General features: G+C 41.2%; 14 protein-coding genes and 1 other RNA gene. 2 read left to right on the top strand and 13 right to left on the bottom strand.

Translation table 11 applies throughout. The features are described 5' to 3' along the window. Positions 1–72: 72 nt before the first annotated feature. The 8 genes from KMW37_RS01425 to KMW37_RS01390 form a co-directional block, all read right to left on the bottom strand. Positions 73–1,662, bottom strand: a complete 1,590-nt coding sequence (locus tag KMW37_RS01425) for a glucoamylase family protein (RefSeq protein ID WP_215222819.1) — start codon at positions 1,660–1,662, stop codon at positions 73–75. Between the two features lie 12 nt (positions 1,663–1,674). Beyond that, positions 1,675–2,481, bottom strand: coding sequence for a carboxylesterase family protein (locus KMW37_RS01420; RefSeq protein ID WP_215222818.1), 807 nt, complete (start codon positions 2,479–2,481; stop codon positions 1,675–1,677). Between the two features lie 104 nt (positions 2,482–2,585). After that, a complete protein-coding gene (bglX, locus tag KMW37_RS01415) occupies positions 2,586–4,880 on the bottom strand; it encodes a beta-glucosidase BglX (protein ID WP_215222817.1) in 2,295 nt (764 codons plus the stop codon). A gap of 64 nt (positions 4,881–4,944) precedes the next feature. After that, positions 4,945–6,897 (bottom strand): glucoamylase family protein, encoded by a 1,953-nt coding sequence (locus KMW37_RS01410; protein WP_246581281.1) that lies wholly within the window; start codon positions 6,895–6,897, stop codon positions 4,945–4,947. A 146-nt stretch (positions 6,898–7,043) separates the two neighbouring features. After that, a complete protein-coding gene (locus tag KMW37_RS01405) occupies positions 7,044–8,135 on the bottom strand; it encodes a LamG domain-containing protein (protein WP_215222816.1) in 1,092 nt (363 codons plus the stop codon). Between the two features lie 28 nt (positions 8,136–8,163). Beyond that, the gene (locus tag KMW37_RS01400) at positions 8,164–9,705 is read right to left on the bottom strand and encodes a RagB/SusD family nutrient uptake outer membrane protein (protein ID WP_215222815.1); all 1,542 of its coding nucleotides are present in this window, start codon (positions 9,703–9,705) and stop codon (positions 8,164–8,166) included. Between the two features lie 22 nt (positions 9,706–9,727). After that, on the bottom strand, positions 9,728–12,811 hold the full coding sequence (locus KMW37_RS01395) for a SusC/RagA family TonB-linked outer membrane protein (protein WP_215222814.1): 3,084 nt from the start codon (positions 12,809–12,811) through the stop codon (positions 9,728–9,730). A gap of 292 nt (positions 12,812–13,103) precedes the next feature. After that, positions 13,104–14,987: a 7TM diverse intracellular signaling domain-containing protein gene (locus KMW37_RS01390; RefSeq protein WP_317195540.1), complete on the bottom strand. Its 1,884-nt coding sequence runs from the start codon at positions 14,985–14,987 to the stop codon at positions 13,104–13,106. Between the two features lie 160 nt (positions 14,988–15,147). On the opposite strand from KMW37_RS01390, the gene KMW37_RS01385 reads away from it, so the two are divergent. After that, on the top strand, positions 15,148–16,041 hold the full coding sequence (locus KMW37_RS01385; RefSeq protein WP_215222813.1) for a flavin reductase family protein: 894 nt from the start codon (positions 15,148–15,150) through the stop codon (positions 16,039–16,041). 1 nt (position 16,042) lies between these two features. Here the strand turns inward: KMW37_RS01385 and KMW37_RS01380 are convergent, their stop codons facing one another. From KMW37_RS01380 to ffs, 4 genes are all read right to left on the bottom strand, one after another. Then, the gene (locus KMW37_RS01380; protein ID WP_215222812.1) at positions 16,043–16,753 is read right to left on the bottom strand and encodes a cell division ATP-binding protein FtsE; all 711 of its coding nucleotides are present in this window, start codon (positions 16,751–16,753) and stop codon (positions 16,043–16,045) included. 9 nt (positions 16,754–16,762) lie between these two features. After that, the gene (locus KMW37_RS01375) at positions 16,763–16,966 is read right to left on the bottom strand and encodes a fructose-6-phosphate aldolase (RefSeq protein ID WP_186756464.1); all 204 of its coding nucleotides are present in this window, start codon (positions 16,964–16,966) and stop codon (positions 16,763–16,765) included. Positions 16,967–17,195: 229 nt separating this feature from the next. Next, positions 17,196–17,855, bottom strand: a complete 660-nt coding sequence (fsa, locus tag KMW37_RS01370; protein WP_215222811.1) for a fructose-6-phosphate aldolase — start codon at positions 17,853–17,855, stop codon at positions 17,196–17,198. 110 nt (positions 17,856–17,965) lie between these two features. Further along, positions 17,966–18,056: signal recognition particle sRNA small type (ffs, locus tag KMW37_RS01365), an RNA gene on the bottom strand. A 138-nt stretch (positions 18,057–18,194) separates the two neighbouring features. On the opposite strand from ffs, the gene KMW37_RS01360 reads away from it, so the two are divergent. Further along, positions 18,195–18,488 (top strand): hypothetical protein, encoded by a 294-nt coding sequence (locus tag KMW37_RS01360; RefSeq protein ID WP_215222810.1) that lies wholly within the window; start codon positions 18,195–18,197, stop codon positions 18,486–18,488. A gap of 13 nt (positions 18,489–18,501) precedes the next feature. Here the strand turns inward: KMW37_RS01360 and KMW37_RS01355 are convergent, their stop codons facing one another. Then, entirely contained in the window at positions 18,502–18,729 is a 228-nt protein-coding gene (locus tag KMW37_RS01355) for a hypothetical protein (RefSeq protein WP_186756467.1), read from the bottom strand. Between the last annotated feature and the right edge of the window lie 122 nt (positions 18,730–18,851).

The following is an 18,851-nucleotide window of genomic DNA, read 5'->3' as shown; positions in this document are numbered from 1 at the left end:
TGTTATCATTTATATCAAAGGGAAACGGCTTAAGTCAAGGTACAGGTCATATAAACATGTCTTGCTGAATAATTATGGATTACTTTCAAAGCCCAATTTTTTCAAGCCTGCTTGGATTTCAGGAGCCCCCATAAATAATTTCCAACCCAGTCCCGAGCGGTAGTTTTCAATCATGGCAACTACTGGCCCTTGATCTATTGCCAGATAGCGTTTAGGGTAATAATCGTTTTCAGGGCTCAAAGCATCATAAAAACCATAGCGGCCAAAAACCTTCTCTCCATAGTTGTAATATAAGTTTTTGATGACCTTTAGAGATTCCTCTGGAGTATAGGGGATGGAAGAAAGAGCGGCAGTTGGTGAAATGACGCCAAGATCAGCTCCTGGACGGTGGGCTGAATAACCTGTTACTGTATAACTAGCTGTCAATCCCCAGAGATCTTCTCCATAACCTTTAAATCCATTGGGATTATCTATACACCATGCGCGGTTTATCAGGGTGTGATTTTTATTTTCTTCCCAGTAATTGGCATATTGGTCAGTTAAGCCCTTGGGATTAAGTCCCAAATAAGAGTAGTGTGCCCAGAACAATGGACCACCCATTTTTTCGGCCCCATTATGTTTTAGATGTAAAGTATAACCAAAGGCTTCCTGATCTGTGTTGATGCCACCGCTGCGCGCCCAACCTTTATGATAGGCAGAGGCTGGGATTCCATGAGTAGGGGAGGAGGCAGCCAAAACATAGGTGATTAAACATTCATTATAACCTTCTAAAGGAAAGTTCATTTCCCATTCATGAGTAGGGGACCAGTGCCAATAGAGGACGTCATGACCTCCTTGGGTATACCAATCCCATTCCATTTCTTTCCAAAGAGTATCTATTCGGTTGGCCAGTGATTTTTCAGCATCATTGCCATCTTTGAAATACTCTCTGACCGCCAAAAGCCCTTGCATTAGGAATGCGGATTCCACTAAGTCTCCTCCATTATCTTTGTCGCTAAATGATCTTGCCTTTCCAGTTTCTCCATAAATCCAGTGTGGCCAAACGCCATGAAAACGATCGGCTTTTTCCAAAAAGGAGACCATTTTATTGAATCTGTTGAGCCCCTCTTCTCTATTTATCCAACCACGATCAATGGCTGCAATGATGCCAAAGATGCCAAATCCTGTACCTCCTGTAGTAACTACCGATTGATCATTTTGAGGGTATTCGCCGTCTATGTGGATTCTTTCCGGCCCCATTCCAGACATGGGTTCTGCCCCCTCCCAAAAATATCGGAAGGTGTAAAATTCGACCATATCCAATAATTCTTCATCAGTGAAGTCTTTGGTAGTGGCCATTGCCAAACCTATTTCAGTGTTTTCACCAGCATCCTGCAGGCCTACCACTTTGTATTTCAGTGTGAGATTATTGCCCAGGTCATTTACAAAATCCATGTATATGGTATCATCCACAGTGGCTCTTTTGCTGAAATTATTGTTTTCTGTACTGACCCAAACTTCATATTGGGATATTCCACTTTGTTTAGGCCAGTGGAGTTCAACATGTCGGTCGTAGCCTTTTGCTTGAACAGGACTGTCAATGGTTTTGTCTGCTGAAGAACATCCCCATATAGTAAATCCAAACAATAGCATTAAGTAAAATGAAAGTCTTGTTTTCTTCATGAGATTGAGGAATTAATGATGTTTTGAAAAAAGCCATGGCAATAGTTCCGGCTCCGCAAATGTGGGATCCCATGAATTATGGTTGGCTTCTGGGTAGAGTGTGTACTTGACGTCTGCTCCTTCTTCCTTTAACACTTCATATACTCTTTTGGAAAGTATAGGAGGGACAATATCATCTTTGCCTCCATGAGTGATCCATATGGCTGTATGTGGAGCATATTTTTTTGCAAGTGAAAGATTGCCACCTCCGCAGATTGCCACCGCCGCGGCATATTTTTTAGGCCAACGCCCAATTGTTTCAAAAGTGCCAAAACCGCCCATGGATAGTCCCATAATATACAGGCGCTTTTTGTCCACCTTTTCTGTTTTGATAATCATTTTAGAAAGCTCATTGACCAAGTCAAGCTGTTCGGAGGGTTGATCAATGGATTGACTGAAATTAGGATCACCTTTTCCAAACAATTCTTTTCGAATGCTGACATCAATCCAGTATTTATCTTCGGGGCATTGAGGGAAGACCACGATGGAAGGAAACTTCGCCCTGTTTTCTGGATCAAGAAATAGGTTTGCCCCGTGGGTAAGTTGTTTTTTGTTGTCATTACCTCTTTCTCCGGCACCATGAAGAAAAAATACTAGCGGATACTTTTTGTCACTTTCATAATTTGCAGGATAAAGAATACGGTATAAAAGTGAATCACCTTTTTGATTTACAAAGACTCGGTTTTCAAAAAGAGATTTGTCTTGGGCCAGCAACTCCTTTGAACTAAATAAGTTCAAAGCGAACATGATCAATAAGAGGTATATTTTAGTTTTGTTCATCGTCAATTGTTTTTTCAGATCTTCCGCTAAGATCCTTCGTGTTTATAAATGAGCATGCTAGGGTGGTGTCCAATTTCTTTTTGATCCTAAAGCGTTTAGGAAGCTTATTCTTCCCAGTTGATTTTTTCTATGTTCAATTCTTGGGAATTGGTGCCTACCATGATTTCAAATTCACCTGGTTCAAACACAAAGTCGAGGTCATGGTTATAGAATTTAAGATGCTCTTTGCTTAACTCGAATTTGATTTCTTTACTTTCACCAGCTTTTAAAAAGACCTTTTGGAACCCCTTTAATTCTTTAACAGGTCGGGTGATGGTACCTACCATATCACGAACATAGAGTTGTACGACTTCAGCTCCATCATATTTTCCGTTATTGGTTAGCTGGATGCTGGCAGTTAGGGATTGGTTACCCGAAAGTTCTTTATTACTTAGGTTAAGATCTCCATATTCGAAATTGGTATAGCTCAAGCCGTAACCGAAAGGATATAAAGGCTCATTGGATACATCCAAGTAATTGGAGCGGAACTTCTGGAACCATTGTCCCTCTGGCAGTGGGCGCCCGGTATTTTTATGGTTATAGTAAATAGGGATTTGCCCTGTATTTTGAGGGAAGGTGGTTGTGAGTTTTCCAGAGGGGTTGACTCCCCCGAAAAGCACATCAGCAATAGCATCCCCTGCCTCACTACCTCCAAACCATACATTTAGGATGGAAGGGATATGCTCAGACTCCCACTTAATGGCTAGAGGTCTTCCCGTAAACATTACCATGACTATAGGCTTTCCGGTTTTAACTAGCTCTTTTAGAAGCCTTCTTTGATTCTCGGGTAGCTCAATGGTGCTTCTACTGGATGATTCTCCACTCATTTCAGCCGATTCACCCACAGCAGCGATAATGACGTCAGCATTTTTAGTTATTTCTAGCGCTTCTTTGATTAATGCCTCTTCTGATCTACTATCTCTATAAGTAGGTTTTCCAAACACACTTACCCTTGATTCGAGTAATGAATCAGCAACTATATTGGCTCCTCTGGCATGAAGAATATTGACATCATTGCCTGCAGCATTTTTGATGCCTTGCATTAGAGAAACAGACTCCTTGAACCTGCCTGCCACACTCCAGGTACCTGTCATGTTTTCTGCATTGTCCGCCATAGGGCCTATAAGCGCAATCGTACCTTCTTTCTTTAGCGGAAGAACTTCGTTTTTGTTTTTTAGCAAAACAAAGGACTGGGCAGCGATCTCACGGGCAATTTGTCTGTTTTCCTTATTGAAGATTTCATTTTTAGCTCGTTCGGTGTCACAGTATTTGTAGGGATCATCGAAAAGTCCCAGCTCAAATTTTTTCACTAAAATCAAGCGACAAGCATTATCAATTTGAGCTTCTGTAATTGTTCCATCTTCCAAAGAAGCTTCTAAGGTGGTGAGAAAGCCTTCGCCTACCATGTCCATTTCCACACCAGCTTTTAAAGCCAATGCTGACACGGTTTTAAGGTCACCCATGCCATGGTCAATCATTTCATTAATGGCGGTATAATCAGTAACCACAAAGCCATCAAAACCCCATTGCTTGCGCAAGACGTCCGTCATCAGCCATTGGTTGCCGCTGGCTGGTATACCTTCCACTTCATTAAATGAAGTCATGACTGTGCCCACACCTGCTTCAATAGCAGCTTGATAAGGAAGGAAATATTCATTGTACATCCTTTGACGGCTCATGTCTACGGTGTTATAGTCTCTTCCTGCTTCTGGGGCACCATAAAGTGCGAAATGCTTCACACAGGCCATAATAGTATTGTTTTGACTGAGATCATCCCCTTGGTAGCCCTGAACCATGGCCTTGGCAATCTGGGCACCCAAATAGGGGTCCTCTCCGCTTCCTTCGGATACACGGCCCCAGCGAGGATCCCGGCTGATGTCTGTCATGGGAGAAAAGGTCCAGTTGATGCCATCAGCACTGGCTTCCTTGGCGGCAATTTGGGCTGAGCGTTTGATCAGATTCATGTCCCAACTACAGGAAAGTCCGAGTGGAATGGGGAAAATAGTTTCGTAACCATGGATAACATCCATGCCAAATAATAAGGGAATTCCAAGTCGACTTTCTTCAACAGCTACTTGCTGCACATCTTTGATCTTTTCAACTGTTTTGATGTTAAAAAGTCCACCGATTTTTCCTGCTTTGATTTTCTCGGCAATATTTGAACTGGAAGCTTGACCTGTAGTAAAATCACCAGCAGCGGGAAGGTTGAGCTGACCAATTTTTTCTTCTAGGGTCATCAATGCCAAAACGGAATCCGCTTTGTGAAGAATGATGTCAGGTGAACCGTGATTATCTTGAGATGGAGAGCAGGCCATTGTCATGCCTCCAACTACCAAAGCGAGGAGAATAAGGTTTTTCATGGTTATAGGTTTCTTTACTTCCATATCTTACTGGCAATATTTTGCCATATTTATAGTTTGTTTTTCAATAAGTGAATTCCAGTTTGTCCAGACCAGATCGGACTTCTTCATCTGTCATGAATAGGTTCCAAAGCAATCCAGTCCGGTGATTTTCAATCATTAGAATGATCGGCCCCTGATCAATGGCCAAATAGCTGTCAGCATACCAGTTTTCGGTAATGTTATAGGCATCATAAAACCCGTATTCCCCCCAGATTTTATCTCCTAGCTGATAGTAGAAATACTTCAAGGCTTTCATAGAAGCTTCAGGGGTATAAGGCAAAGATGAAATAGCAGCAGTAGGTGTGATGACGCCAAGATCGTTGGAAGGGGAGTGTGCACTGTAGCCATTATGGTTATCACTGGCTGTCAGTCCCCAAGCAGTTTCGGTATAGCCAATAAAGCCTTTAGGATTTTGGATGCAATATGCTTGGTTGATCAGGCTGTGGACTTGATTCTGTTCCCAATAGTTGGCATACTGATCTGAAAGGTTTCTGGGGTCAAGTCCCAAAAAGGAATAGTGGGCAAAGAACAAAGGGCCACCAAGATCATTGCCCAAGGGTAACACATGTCCATAAAATGAGTTGCCATTTTTTATACTACCATTTCTGGCCCACCCAGACTCGTAAACTGCTTTATCAATAGGATGTGTAGGGGAGGATGCTGAAAGCACATAGACAATCAATGACTCATTATAGCCACGAATGGGGAGGTTCATTTCCCATTCATAATCGGGAGACCAGTGCCAATAAAGTACATTGCTGCCGTTTTGGGTATACCAGTCCCATTCCACCGTTTCCCATAGCAGGGTGATTTTATCGATGAGCTCTTTTTCAGCAGGATTGTTGGCATTGAGATAGGCCCTCACGGTGAGTAATCCCTGGATCATAAATGCCGTTTCTACCAAATCCCCGCCATTATCTTTAGCACTGAAGGGGATGGTCTTACCGGTTTCACCATTCATCCAGTGTGGCCATGCACCATGAAAACGATCAGCATATGCCAAAAAATCAATTGTCTTGTTCCATCTTTCTAAGGCTTGTTGCCTGGTAATAAAACCTCTTTCCACTCCTACTATGAGAGACATTACACCAAATCCTGAACCGCCGATGGTGACGGTGTTTCCAGAAGTGTTTCTTTCTCTTGACATTCCACTTATTGGGTGGGCAAAATCCCAAAAATAACGGAATGTTTGGGACTGTATTTTTGTGAGTAATTCTTCTTCAGAAAGCAATGTAAACTTAGGTGTTTCATCAATTTGGGTGTAGAAAACACTGCTAAGGCCAGCAAAGTTTTCTCCATTGATGCCCATGAGTTCCTGATTGATTTTTAGGGAATATTTAGAGAGGTATTGTAAAGGAGCCGAGGAGGAAAGTGTTAATTTCTGATCATTTTCCATTAGCTCAAACTGTAAGCTTGGATTGCCTGGTCCTGTCAGAGAAAAGGCTTGTTGAAGAGAGGATGGATCCAGAGGTTTGTTGAAAATCAATTCCGTACTGTAGTTTACAGGGACATTTTGGATTCGGCCTGTCCTAGTGGTATCACCACCTGATAATTGCACACTGGTAATTTCAACTGAGCCCAATATCGTAGTGAACTCTATGGTGGTTTCTGTAAAATGAGCTCCGTTGGAGGCGGTTAGGGCCGAAGATATAGACAAAGTATAGTCACTACTGGTCTCCAAGGTACCAATAGGGTTAATGGCGATGGTGGTGTTGTCAATAAGATTGGTGTTAAAGTTGACAGGAATGCCATCTTTGGATAAAGAAATGGCTGAAGCTATACTTTCGCTTTGTATAGCCTGAGAAAAGGTCAAGCTGATGGTCCTATCAATGGCGATATTTTCATTTGATCCTTGAAGGGAAAGTGTTTTATCTCCCACCTTGGCGTCAAAGAGCTGCAAAGGAGTAAGGGAATCCTCTTCTTTACATGATAGGAAAAGAATGAAAAATACCAGAAAAACTGAGTGTTTCATCATTTTGGGTATAACGGGACAGCCGCTTTTATAGATTATTTTCGATTTATTTGATGGCTTGCAGTTTAGTAAAAAGCCAAGGTTATGAAATTGGATAAATTATAAGTAGGAGAGCTTATATAAGAAGCCCTCCTTGGATTTATAAAATATTACGGCTGTTCATTATCCATGATTGTCTGCACTTCAGATGACGAAAGCGCTCTATTAAAGATGCGAAGTTCATCAATATAGCTATTGTCAGAAAGGTGTCCCCATCCAGTGAATCTAGGTGCTCCGGAGCCTATAGAAAGGATGTCGCAGCCCTCCCAGGAAATACCCGGATAAGTACCTTGGCTCACTACTGTTCCATTGATATATACGGTACATTCTGTTCCGGAAATAGTAAAAGCAATATGTACCCATTCATTGCTGTTCGGGTTGATATCAGCCGCACTACCTCCGTCAAACCAGTTGTCTCCTGCCCCGTTACCAACATTTAGTTTTATACGTTGGTTACTTCCTGCGGCCTCTCTAAATAGTCTGAAGCCCGCAGCACGGTTGTTTTGGGAGTCAGGATTAGCCTCATCAGTTGGCCCCATGACCAGAATGCCCGCTCTGTCGGGATTTGCATCGACCTTGTACCATAGAGAAGCACTGAATGCATTATTGGTCAAATTGGTCGTAGGAAAGGTCAAATAGGAATCTGTTGCACCCGCATAGGCATTGGCACCAGAAGCACTTTCACCTGCAAAACCAGGATCCCCTACCACACTGGCTTCACTTACGCTGACCAATTCCAAATACTCGTCATCAAATGGCATATAGAAAATCTCCCCATCGTATTGAGGTACATAGAATTCAGGCTTGGAAAAGACTACTGTGCTTGTTGTCGTTTTTCCAGATAGGTCATTGGCGGTTACAGCCAAAGTGTGTTCTCCGTTCGTGATATTGTCGTAAGGCAGTTTGACGGCTGTTCTTCTATAATCTTTGAAATCCGAATAGCTTCCAATTTCACTGCCATCCAAAGCCACAGTGATGTCCTGAATTTCTACATCATCTTCTACTTCAAAATCAATATTAATGGACATCACATCCTGAGGGACCCAAGTAAGTGGGCCTTCCTCAGGAAAATTGATGTTGACCATGGGGGCAGTTTCATCTGAGGCTGGAGGGACTTTGCTAATGTCGTCTATATAACCGTCTTTGCAGGCAAAACTTGTTGCCATCAGACCTGCAATAAATATTTTAGAAGTTAATTTCATGTCTTTTGGGTTTGTGTTTTACCGATACTTATTGATTGCTTGCCTCTTTAAGCTGAGGAAGGATGTCTTGTTGGTCAAGTGGATAGGGAAGGAACCTATCACCTTCATTGAAGGACCTGTCTCCATAGTTGAGTTCACTTGTGCGGTCATGTCTTACCAAGTCAAAGAAACGAACACCCCATTCCATACCGAACTCAGCAAATTTTTCATCCAACACATCATCCAAAGTCACCCCACTTAGCATGCCCAGATTAGCTCTGGATCTCACAGCATTGACTGCTTCATCTGCTGACATGACATTGCTGGAAGCGCCGCTTACCAGTGCCTCTGCGTGTATCAATAGGATCTCAGCATATCGGATAGCGATCATGTTTTTGTTCTCGCCATAATTAAACCTTCCAGGGGTCAACTGGGTAGTAGGCAGATAGTGTTTTCCACTGAGGAACCTATACCTGGGCGCATTGCCAAAACCGTCCCCATCAGGGGTGATATTGGTAACCCAGCTAGGTAAATTGGCATAGTTTGGATCTGATTCAATATCACTGATTCCATCAGGTGTAAATAGTACGGTTGTTTCGAGACGCTTTCGATCATTTCGGTCAAGCATAAACTTGATGTATTTTTCTGTAGGCTCCCAGAAGCCCCATCCGCCACTTGATCCAGGCACAGCTGGTTGCCACCCTACGGCTTGAGGGCCATATACTTGCCAAGGGAACCTGTCTGAAGTACCGCTTTCAGCACCGTAATCTGAATATTGGAATTCAAGGATATTTTCATTGTTGAGCTTTCCAGGGATTTTAAATAACTGATAGTAATCCGTTTCTAGCATGAATTCTCCGCTGCTGATGATCTCTCCAGTGGCATCAGCTACACCTTGGTAGTTTTCCATTTCCAAATTGGCTAATGCTTTAATGGCCAATGCAGTATATCGTGTGATCCCGCCACGGATGTCCGAACGTTGGTTAGGGTGGACATTGGGTAGACTGGGCATAGCTTGATCCATCAAATCAGAAATGTACTGCATGGTTTCATTATAAGGAGTAAGCGCTACTTCATACAGCGCATTGGGATCAGAGCTTACAGGAATAAGAATTTCGTTCCATAACCTGGCCAATTGAAGCAGATTATAGCCTCTCATGACATTGATTTCGGCAATGTATTGACTAGCATTTGCTGCATTTGCACCAGCTTCTTGGTATTTCTGTATCTCTTCGATGGCCCCATTCCAATAAATGATATCGGAATACATATTTAGCCAGGTGGAATTATATATCCAGAAACTCCTGTCATAGTCATAGGTATCTGTTTTGAAGAGTGGTTCTTGATCCCCAGCAGGGTTGGCATCATCGCCTCTTACAGAAATTAGCGGAAAGGTCTCCCATTGGAATCCATATAGTTCTGCATAAGCGCCATTGAGTAATAAGACCATGTTTTGGGATTGTGAATAATCCGTCTCCTGAGCCAGGATTTGATCTTCTAAGGGCGCATCCAGGTATTCGCTACAGGAAAAGGTAGTCACCAAGCATAATGCAGTGACCAATTTTATCAGTTTATATTGAAATATTTTCATGACTGTTCTTGGGTTATTGATTTTAGAACTTGACATTTAATCCCACGGTGTACACAGCAGGGATAGGGTAGGTCTGTCGGTCAATGCCATTATCCACTTCTGGGTTGAAACCATTGTAATTGAAAATGGTCAATGGCCGTTCTGCTGTCAAGGTGATACGCGTTTCTGGCATGATCACTCCCATCACTTCTTTGTCTAGCAGTGAATAAGACATGCGCACATTTTGGACCCTAAAGAAAGAACCGTCTTCCACGAAGTAATCACTGAAGTTTTGGTTCCATCCTTTACGCAGTCCGGCAGCAGAAGGATATTTGTTAGAGGTGCCTTCACCTCTCCAGAGATTGGTGGCCAAGTCTGCGTCTATATTGGTGTCATTGGTAAAGATCATTTCCCCTCTTTTTCTATTTAGGATGCTGTGGCCTGATTGACCTTGGATCAGCACCGAAAAGTCAAGGTTTTTGTACCTGAAACCAAGATTACCACCATAGGTAAGTTCTGGTAAGTAGGAACCCAATACTACCCTGTCCAAATCATCAATGGCACCATCACCGTTTTGATCTTTAAACATTAAATCTCCTGGGACAAGGTCGTTTTCGATTAAGAATTGCTCTGAATAACCACTATTGGCGATATCGGCCTCAGTTTGAAATACGCCCTGGACTTCATAGCCATAGAATGCCTGGTAAGGCTGACCAACAATGGAGCGCTGACGGAATTCCGCTTGACCGGCATTGAGGTACTCAGGTCCTCCAAGTCCTCTGACCGTATTTTTCAAGGTAGCGATGTTGCCACCGATATAGTAGGATAAGTCTTCTGTAACTTTGTTTTCCCAATTAAGAGATAATTCCAAACCTTGGTTCCTAATCTCTCCGACACTTCTTCTTACTGCACCTCTAAACAAGGGTTGTAAAACGGTTACGGCCAGACTTTGTGTATTTCTAATATAGTAATCCGCCTCTAAGGACAACCTGTTTTGGAAGAACTTAGCGGTCAGACCGAAGTTGGTTTCCTCCGTAGTCTCTATCTTATCAATGAGGTCATAGGTTGGATCCAGCCTAAAACCAGGAATTCGCACATTATTAATGGCATGGTTGGTTCCCTGTAGCGTGGGTTGGCCCACTGATGGGCTGATTCCATCATTACCTAGCTGTCCCCATGACGCTCTCAACTTAAGGAAATCGATACCTTTTACATCAAAGAAATCCTCTTCGGTAGCTACCCATCCAGCTCCGAGGGTAAAGAAATCTTCACTATCTACCTGAAACTTATTGTAATTGTCCTGACGGTAAGTAGCATAAAGCAAATATTTTTCTTTGTAGTTATAGGCTAACCTACCAAAGAAGGAGAGGTAAAATATGCGACTACCAGCATCTGAAACTGTATTGATATCATTGGCCTGTCCATTGTTCAGGTACCATAGCTCTTCATTACCAAAAGTAGGATTAGGGTCTAAATCATTTCTATTTCCACTGAGTCGCTCAAAGGTCTCACTCCTGAAGGATTGTCCCAAAGTAGCTGTAATGCCATGGTCACCAAAGAACTCCTTATAAGTAAGGTAGTTGTCTATGATTTGGTCAAAATACAAACTGCTTGATCGGGAAAGACCTGAAAGGGGATTAAGAACACCGTCATTATAGGCAAAATTGACATTTCTGGCATTGATTAAATCCAACTTATAGTTATACGCTGACCTGAAGGTCAATTTATCAGGGATAAAAGTCAGTTCGGCATGGAGGTTTCCATTGATTTTATTGACTTTATTTCTGTTGTCATTATAGAGTAGTGGGTAGAAAGGGTTTTGTCTTCCCCTATAGCCCAATCTTTGTGCATTGGACAATGGTACTGGTGAAGTGCCAAAGTCTTCATCATATTTTGGAAGAATAGGTACCGCAAAGTAAGCGTTGAACCAAGCTGCATCCGAACCTACAAATTGTTTGGCAGTACTGAAGGTAAAGTTACCACCCACAGTGATCCATTCTTTGACTTTAGAGTCGATATTGGCACGGATGTTTACCCTTTCGTATTCATTTCTGGTTTCATTGAGCAGCCCGTCTTGTTTAAAGTAACTACCACCAATGGAATAGCGTGTTTTGGTACTACCACCAGAGAATGTCAAGGTATGGTTTTGGATAGCAGCAGGGCTCATGATCTCATCGTACCAGTCTGTGTTTACAGCAGGAATACTGGGGTCTATACGGCTCCTTCCATAGGCCTGCATGGCATTGTCGATGAATTCCATGTCTGGTGCTGATCCTGTTTCGTTGATGTATTGCACAAACTGCTGACTATTGGCCATTTTGAGGACGTTTTGCGGGTTCTGTACCCCATAATATCCATCATAGACAATCTTCGCTTCTTGCTCATATTCACCTGAATTGGTCTCTATCAGGACAACCCCATTGGAAGCCCTTGCACCATAGATGGCAGATGCGGAAGCATCTTTTAGTACAGAAAGGGTCTTGATGTCATTGGAGTTGAGGAAGTCGATATTGTCAAAGAACATTCCGTCCACCACGTACAAAGGAGCTCCTCCACCTTCAAAGGAACCGATGCCCCTTACCCTTACGGTAGGGGAAGCTCCTGGAGCACCTTTACTGACGATTTGTACACCGGCGACCTTACCTTGAAGAGACTGCATGGCATTAGAACTTGGGGTTTTGACCAAGTCTTCGGTTTTCAAGGTGGTAATCGCAGAGGTCATTTCCTTTTCTTTCTGCGCACCATAACCGATGACGACCACTTCATCTAGTCCGGTTAGCTCTTCCTGAAGGGTGATATCAAGCTGTGTTCTTCCATTCAGCTCAACTAATCGAGATTCAAAACCAATAAAAGAAAAGTTTAATGTCGCGTCTGGAGAGCTGACTTTAAAAGAATACTTACCGTCTAAATCAGTGACGGTTCCATTTGTGGTGCCCTGTTCGAGAATGTTCACCCCAGGTATGGGTTCACCTCCTTGATCGAGGACTGTTCCTGAGACATTGGTGTCCTGAGCGGTTGCTGTACTAAAAGAGACCGCAAAGACGAATAATAACACCATGGGTAGTTTTCCTAGTAGAAGGATTTTGGGTTTCCATGATTCCTTACTTATGCGTAAAGACTTAATCATAAGTGTTTGGTTTTGGGTTTAAAATGGATAAAATTTCAAACGTTTGCATTTGTTGCCGTTTGACATTGAAAAGGTAGAGGAAAGAAAAAAAATCTACGTTAAAAAATGTGAAATCTTAGCTGATTAGGAGGGTGATTAAGCCCAAAACAAGTAGGATAATTAACGGTTCAGTACTATGATAAAGTAGCTCTGCTAGTTCTGAAGGTGTTTTTTATACTTTAATATCACACTATAATACTACTAGCTGGTATTGAAGTGAATTCGAATTGTTTTTGAGGTGGAAACAAAAGGTTTATTTCGATTTTATTTTCTCTTCTTCCATCATCAGTATGTCATTCCAGTGAGGTGTTTCCAACCGTAAAGCCTCAATATTTTGCTTGGTTTTCTTTCTGAAATTCCAAACTGTGTTTTTGCGTATGTCCAACAGTTCTGATAGCTGTTCCAATGTTTGTTTTTCAGGATTGGCAATGATATCATAGGCAATATAAAAGGCCTTTTCTAAGGGGAATTTTACACCGTGAAAAATGGTACCTGCAGTAACCGAATCAATATGCCCACATCGGCTACACCTGCGGGTGAAGAGTTTTGGACCTTTGGAACTTTTGGTGTATTTGCAATTTCTGCATACAAAGCCATTGCCCCACTTAAATTCTTCTAGGTGTCTTAGGCAAGCAGATTGATCAGGGAAAATACGTTGAAATTCTTCATAGGAGAGAAGCTGGTTGGTAAGCCTTGCTTGAAAAGAAGCTTTAATGCTGCTTTTTAACTTCCAATTATCCTTGTCTAAAAGGGAATTTATCCGTTTGATTTCCTCATCTTTTTCCATGAGTTGATGGTTGTATTTTTCCAATAAACTGTTTTTATGTTCCAGCTCTTGGGTCCTTTCCTGAACTTTGATTTCCAACTCACGGTTTACTTTTTCCTTTAATGCATAATTGATTTCTATTTGCTTTATGGTTCTTTTCAAAGCCCTGTCCCGGTTGTTTTTGAGAATTCTGATTCTATCTCCCAAAGCAAATGTTAATAGCAGCATTTCTAATAGGAAACCAATATGTAAGCTGTAGTACACTAAGGTCATATGCGGGATAAGGGCAGCATTTACCAATACTTTGATGACCACCCCCACAAAGAGAACACCATATGCAAATACAAAGAATCGGGCAACCTTATAGCCCCTGTACCAAATATAAATACTGGCTGAGAAAATGAAAAAGAAGGGGATTATATCATAGTATTTGATCTCAAAGAGCTTTTGGTCAAAGAGTAGGCCTATAAGAAAGAGTATGGATTTTATGCCTAATATTGCCAATAAAGCATAGTGGATTTTGGGGGTACGGTACTTTGTATTGAGAAATTTGATCGAAAACATAATAGCCCAAACCACGATCGAGTAGTTGAAAACACCGTTAGCTATTTGGTTCCAACCGGGGTAGTTTGGCCATAGGTACTGAAAGGCTATACCGTCCACACACATGGCATAAATACCCACGCTGACCAAATAAAAGGTATAATAGAGGTATTTGATCTCCCGGACAGCTGCATATACCAAAAGGTTATAAAGTCCTATAATGGCAATCATCCCGTAAAAGATGCCATAAACAAAATACTCATTGAGGGCATAGAAAATAAAGCGGTTTACTGATCGAATGGCTATTCGTATATCTGCTTTTTGGCTTGATCGGATTTTTACATAATAATTGGATATCCCTTCGGTTGAGTTTTCTAAAATGAGCTCAAAGTTTTTATGTTTGAAATCTCGGGTGCCAAAGGGAATGGCATCACCCATCAGGATGTTTTTATAGCTGCCATCCTCCTGAGGGGCATATACGTCTACCAAATCCATAGTTTGGTCATAGAATTCCATCAACCATTTTTTCGTACTCTCAGGTGTTTTGTCGATGGAAAGTTTGACCCAATAGGTGTGATTTATATCAAACTTGTTCTTATTAAATGAAGGTCTTATTTTGAAGTTATCTTGGAAACGTGGCTTGATGATATCATGGAAAGTGAGCTGGTTGGTTGTGTCTTCGAAAAACTCCAATTGAGAAATGGAAAAAATCCTTTCCTTTAGATTATCATCGATTTTTAAAGTGGAGCTTCCTGATATCCTTTGCGCATAGAGCTGATGAGAGGAAATAAAGGTGGAAAGAAAGATAAAATAAATTAGTTTTCTCACAGTTTGCAGCTAGGTTATATTATTGGTTAACTGACAGCATTCCTTAAGGAAAATACAATCAATTATCGATAGGTTTATAAAGCAAAGGTAAATATTTATAAATTGCTTTTAGAACCTAAATAATGATAACCTGCAAATGTGATATTTAATGAGTCAAAAAATGATGACAATAAATCCCAAGGATATTTCTATCGCAGACTTTCACAGTTATATGCTGGGAGCAATTGTCCCCAGGCCCATTGCCTTTGTAAGTACTGTGGATTCTGAAGGACAGGTTAATTTAAGTCCTTTTAGTTTTTTTAATGCCTTTGGTTCTAATCCTCCTATTTTGATTTTTTCACCAGCCAGAAGGGTGAGGGATAATACTACCAAGCATAGTTTGGAAAATGTAAAGGAAGTTCATGAAGCAGTTATCAGTATTGTAAGCTATGAAATGGTGCAGCAAATGTCCTTGAGCAGTACAGAATATGAAAAGGGAGTAAATGAATTTATTAAATCAGGGCTTACGCCTGTTCCCTCTGACTTGGTCGCCCCTCCGAGGGTGAAAGAATCGCCTGTTTCTTTTGAGTGCAAAGTGCTTGAAGTGATGGAAATGGGGAATAAGGGTGGAGCTGCCAATTTAGTGATCTGTGAAGTTTTACTCGCGCATATAGATGAAAGAGTAATGGGCCATGATGGTAAGATAGATCCGAATAAACTGGATGCTGTAGCCAGAATGGGTGGTAATTGGTATTGTAGGGCCAGTGGTGATGCTCTTTTCGAGATAGAAAAACCGGTTAAAACCAAGGGAATAGGAGTGGATCAGATTCCAAGAAGGATTCGCTTGAGTTCTGTTTTGACAGGCAATGACCTGGGGAGGTTAGCCAATATTGAAAAAATGCCCGATGAGGACGAAGTGTTTCAATATGGTAATAATGCCGATATGGAAGAAATGAGGGTCAGGTTTCAAAATGATGAGGAAAGTCTCCTGTTCCATTTACACCAATACGCCCAAAATCTTTTACATGAGGGAAAGGTGATGGAAGCTTGGAATGTATTGCTTCAACATTATTGATCTATATCTGATCCTTTTCGAAAATGTCCGAAGTTTTGGAATCCAGAAGGAAGCCCTTATCACATTTTAATATCCTATAGGGGTATTTTTTGAGCAATTCATGGTTATGGGTTGCCATCAAGACAGCAGTACCCTGCTTGTTGATCTCTTGGAAAAGTTTAAAAATTCCATCTGCTACCTCAGGATCTAAGTTGCCTGTCGGTTCATCGGCCAATAGGATTGATGGTTCGTTTAACAAAGCCCTTGCAATTACGACACGTTGCTGTTCACCACCTGATAATTGATGGGGCATCTTAGTGGCAGAACCGCCAAGGCCTACACGCATCAAAACTTCGACCATTCTGGTTTTCATCTTTGATTTTTCTTTCCAGCCGGTGGCACGCATTACGAAATATAGGTTTTCAGCCACTGTGCGGTCATTGAACAGTTGAAAATCCTGAAAAACGATGCCTAGTTTTCTCCGGAGATAGGGTACGTCTTTGGACTTGATTTCCTTAAGATTATAGCCAGCAATATGGCCTTCACCCATTTTGAGGGGTAGGTCAGAATATAAGGTTTTTAATAGGGAGCTTTTTCCACTTCCTGTTCTACCAATGAGAAATACGAATTCATCCTTATCTATTTCAAAAGTTACATCCTGAAGAATAGCGGTTATGCCTTGAAAGATACAGGCTTTGTTTAATCGGACTACGGGCTCGCTGGAAAATACCATAATTTAAGTTTACAATTCTAGCTTCTGTAATTTACCAAAAGGAAGCTCTTTGATCAATTTTCCCATTTCTTCTTCTTTGCCTTCCAGACCAAATTTTTCAAGGTTTTTAAGTGGACGGTCGGCCCTGAAGTAGGCTACGAGAACAAAGTTTTCATCCCTGATTTGAATATAGTCAGGAATTTTTGCTTTGCCTTTTACCTTGATGATATACATAGATGGATTTTAAATCAATTTTTAAAAAGCGAAATTTAAATGATAAGGAGTTCAGATAAAAATATTCTGTCAAATAAAGGTGGAAATGATCAATCTCTAATTTGTAATTGCTTTTATACAATCATGGCATGGCTTCAAGCCATGCCATGATTGTATAAACAAAAAACCACCAACCCTCACTGATTTCCCCAAGGAGAAAAAGCGCATGGTTGGTGGAAAAATATAATGATTACTTACCTGCTGCTTTAGCGTGGTCAGCCAAGAACTTGGCCAATCCAGCATCAGTAAGAGGGTGGTTTAATAGACCGGTGATTACATTCAATGGACAAGTTACTACGTCAGCACCGATTTCTGCACATTTAATCAAGTGCATGGTGTGTCTAACAGAAGCTGCCAATACTTGAGTGTCATATCCGTAATTTTGGTAGATATGTACGATCTGCTCGATCAACTCTAAACCGTCAAAAGCGATGTCATCCAATCTTCCGATAAATGGAGAAAGATAGGTAGCTCCGGCTTTGGCAGCAAGGATGGCCTGACCTGGAGAAAATACCAAAGTACAGTTGGTTCTAATGCCTTCGTTGCTGAAATATTTGATGGCTTTTACACCATCTTTGATCATAGGTACTTTAACTACGATTTTGTCATCAATTTTAGCTAGTTCTTTTCCTTCTTTGATCATTCCCTCAAAGTCGGTAGAAATTACTTCTGCACTAACTTTATCATCCACAATATCGCAAATAGCTTTATAGTGAGCCTTTACGTTTTCATCTCCTGTGATGCCTTCTTTGGCCATCAATGAAGGATTGGTAGTCACCCCATCCAATACGCCTAAATCATAGGCTTCTTTGATTTCAGCAAGATTGGCAGTGTCAATAAAGAATTTCATTTGTAAACGGTTTTGGTTATGTATGAATTTGGCTTGCAAAGTTAGCCTAATATTTTGAAAGTCGGGCAAAAAATATTTAAATGTTTTTATGACACTTAATTATCAAGACAAAAAAGAAGCGGCATCGCACCGCTACAACCGTCTACCCTTGCTTCCTTCCGGACCTGGGGGAGTTGACAGGAGCTGGTCGTGCCGCTTGAGTACAAAGGTAAGTCAAAAACTTACCTTTGCAAAATCTCGGTGACAAATATCTTTTATAACAGGCTAAGCTCTTATGAATCAAAAGAAAAAAATGGCAGTATTATTGATTTTACCTATTAGAAAACAAATAGCTAAATTATGAAAAAGGTTATTGCAATACTTTGTATGGGGATCATTTTAGGAGGATGTGCAGTTTTTTCGAAACCGCACAAGTATGAATTGGGAATGGAAGAACGTGATTTTGTGAAAAAGCATCAAGAGGCAGTTCTTAGTAGATTAGAAGAGGGGCAGCGGACCTATAGGTTGGTTCGGGATGAACACTTCTATGTATTGTTTACTTTTGAAAACGGAAAGTTGGTCAAATTAGAAGAGAAGGAATTGCCAAAAGCTTGGCAAGTTCCTCCTGGTCAAAATAACATTGAAGCTAAATAAACTGGGACCCAGGTCAGCCCAATCCCTTTAGGTACAGATTAAACTCTAATGGGCTGCAGGATTCAAATTCATCTACTTCAAGATCATCATAGATTTCTTCATCGAATTCCATGGTGGTCTTTTCTATTTTACCATCTGGGTGGATGATCAGTTCTATTCCAGTAAAGTCCTGTGGATTGACTTGAACTAGGACTTTATAGTCGTCAAAAGTCCTTTTGAAATATTTTGCCAAATTAGCCATGCGGATCAGTCGTTTTTTTGACTTGCAAAGTTAAGCTAATTTTAATTTATGAGCTGATTATATAATTCCCTATTAATTCTATGGGTTTAATTTAATCAGTTGGGAGATTTTTCGTTAATTAT

It is taken from the genome of Echinicola shivajiensis, assembly GCF_018642165.1.
Classification (GTDB): Bacteria; Bacteroidota; Bacteroidia; order Cytophagales; family Cyclobacteriaceae; genus Echinicola; species Echinicola shivajiensis.
This window is presented reverse-complemented; position numbering and strand designations above follow the sequence as displayed.

Excerpts from the sequence above, each read along its gene's own strand:
- KMW37_RS01425 (WP_215222819.1), bottom strand. The coding sequence starts at position 1,662 with ATGAAGAAAACAAGACTTTCATTTTACTTAATGCTATTGTTTGGATTT.
- KMW37_RS01420 (WP_215222818.1), bottom strand. The coding sequence starts at position 2,481 with ATGAACAAAACTAAAATATACCTCTTATTGATCATGTTCGCTTTGAAC.
- bglX (WP_215222817.1), bottom strand. The coding sequence starts at position 4,880 with ATGAAAAACCTTATTCTCCTCGCTTTGGTAGTTGGAGGCATGACAATG.
- KMW37_RS01410 (WP_246581281.1), bottom strand. The coding sequence starts at position 6,897 with ATGATGAAACACTCAGTTTTTCTGGTATTTTTCATTCTTTTCCTATCA.
- KMW37_RS01405 (WP_215222816.1), bottom strand. The coding sequence starts at position 8,135 with ATGAAATTAACTTCTAAAATATTTATTGCAGGTCTGATGGCAACAAGT.
- KMW37_RS01400 (WP_215222815.1), bottom strand. The coding sequence starts at position 9,705 with ATGAAAATATTTCAATATAAACTGATAAAATTGGTCACTGCATTATGC.
- KMW37_RS01395 (WP_215222814.1), bottom strand. The coding sequence starts at position 12,811 with ATGATTAAGTCTTTACGCATAAGTAAGGAATCATGGAAACCCAAAATC.
- KMW37_RS01385 (WP_215222813.1), top strand. The coding sequence starts at position 15,148 with ATGATGACAATAAATCCCAAGGATATTTCTATCGCAGACTTTCACAGT.
- KMW37_RS01380 (WP_215222812.1), bottom strand. The coding sequence starts at position 16,753 with ATGGTATTTTCCAGCGAGCCCGTAGTCCGATTAAACAAAGCCTGTATC.
- KMW37_RS01375 (WP_186756464.1), bottom strand. The coding sequence starts at position 16,966 with ATGTATATCATCAAGGTAAAAGGCAAAGCAAAAATTCCTGACTATATT.
- fsa (WP_215222811.1), bottom strand. The coding sequence starts at position 17,855 with ATGAAATTCTTTATTGACACTGCCAATCTTGCTGAAATCAAAGAAGCC.
- KMW37_RS01360 (WP_215222810.1), top strand. The coding sequence starts at position 18,195 with ATGAAAAAGGTTATTGCAATACTTTGTATGGGGATCATTTTAGGAGGA.
- KMW37_RS01355 (WP_186756467.1), bottom strand. The coding sequence starts at position 18,729 with ATGGCTAATTTGGCAAAATATTTCAAAAGGACTTTTGACGACTATAAA.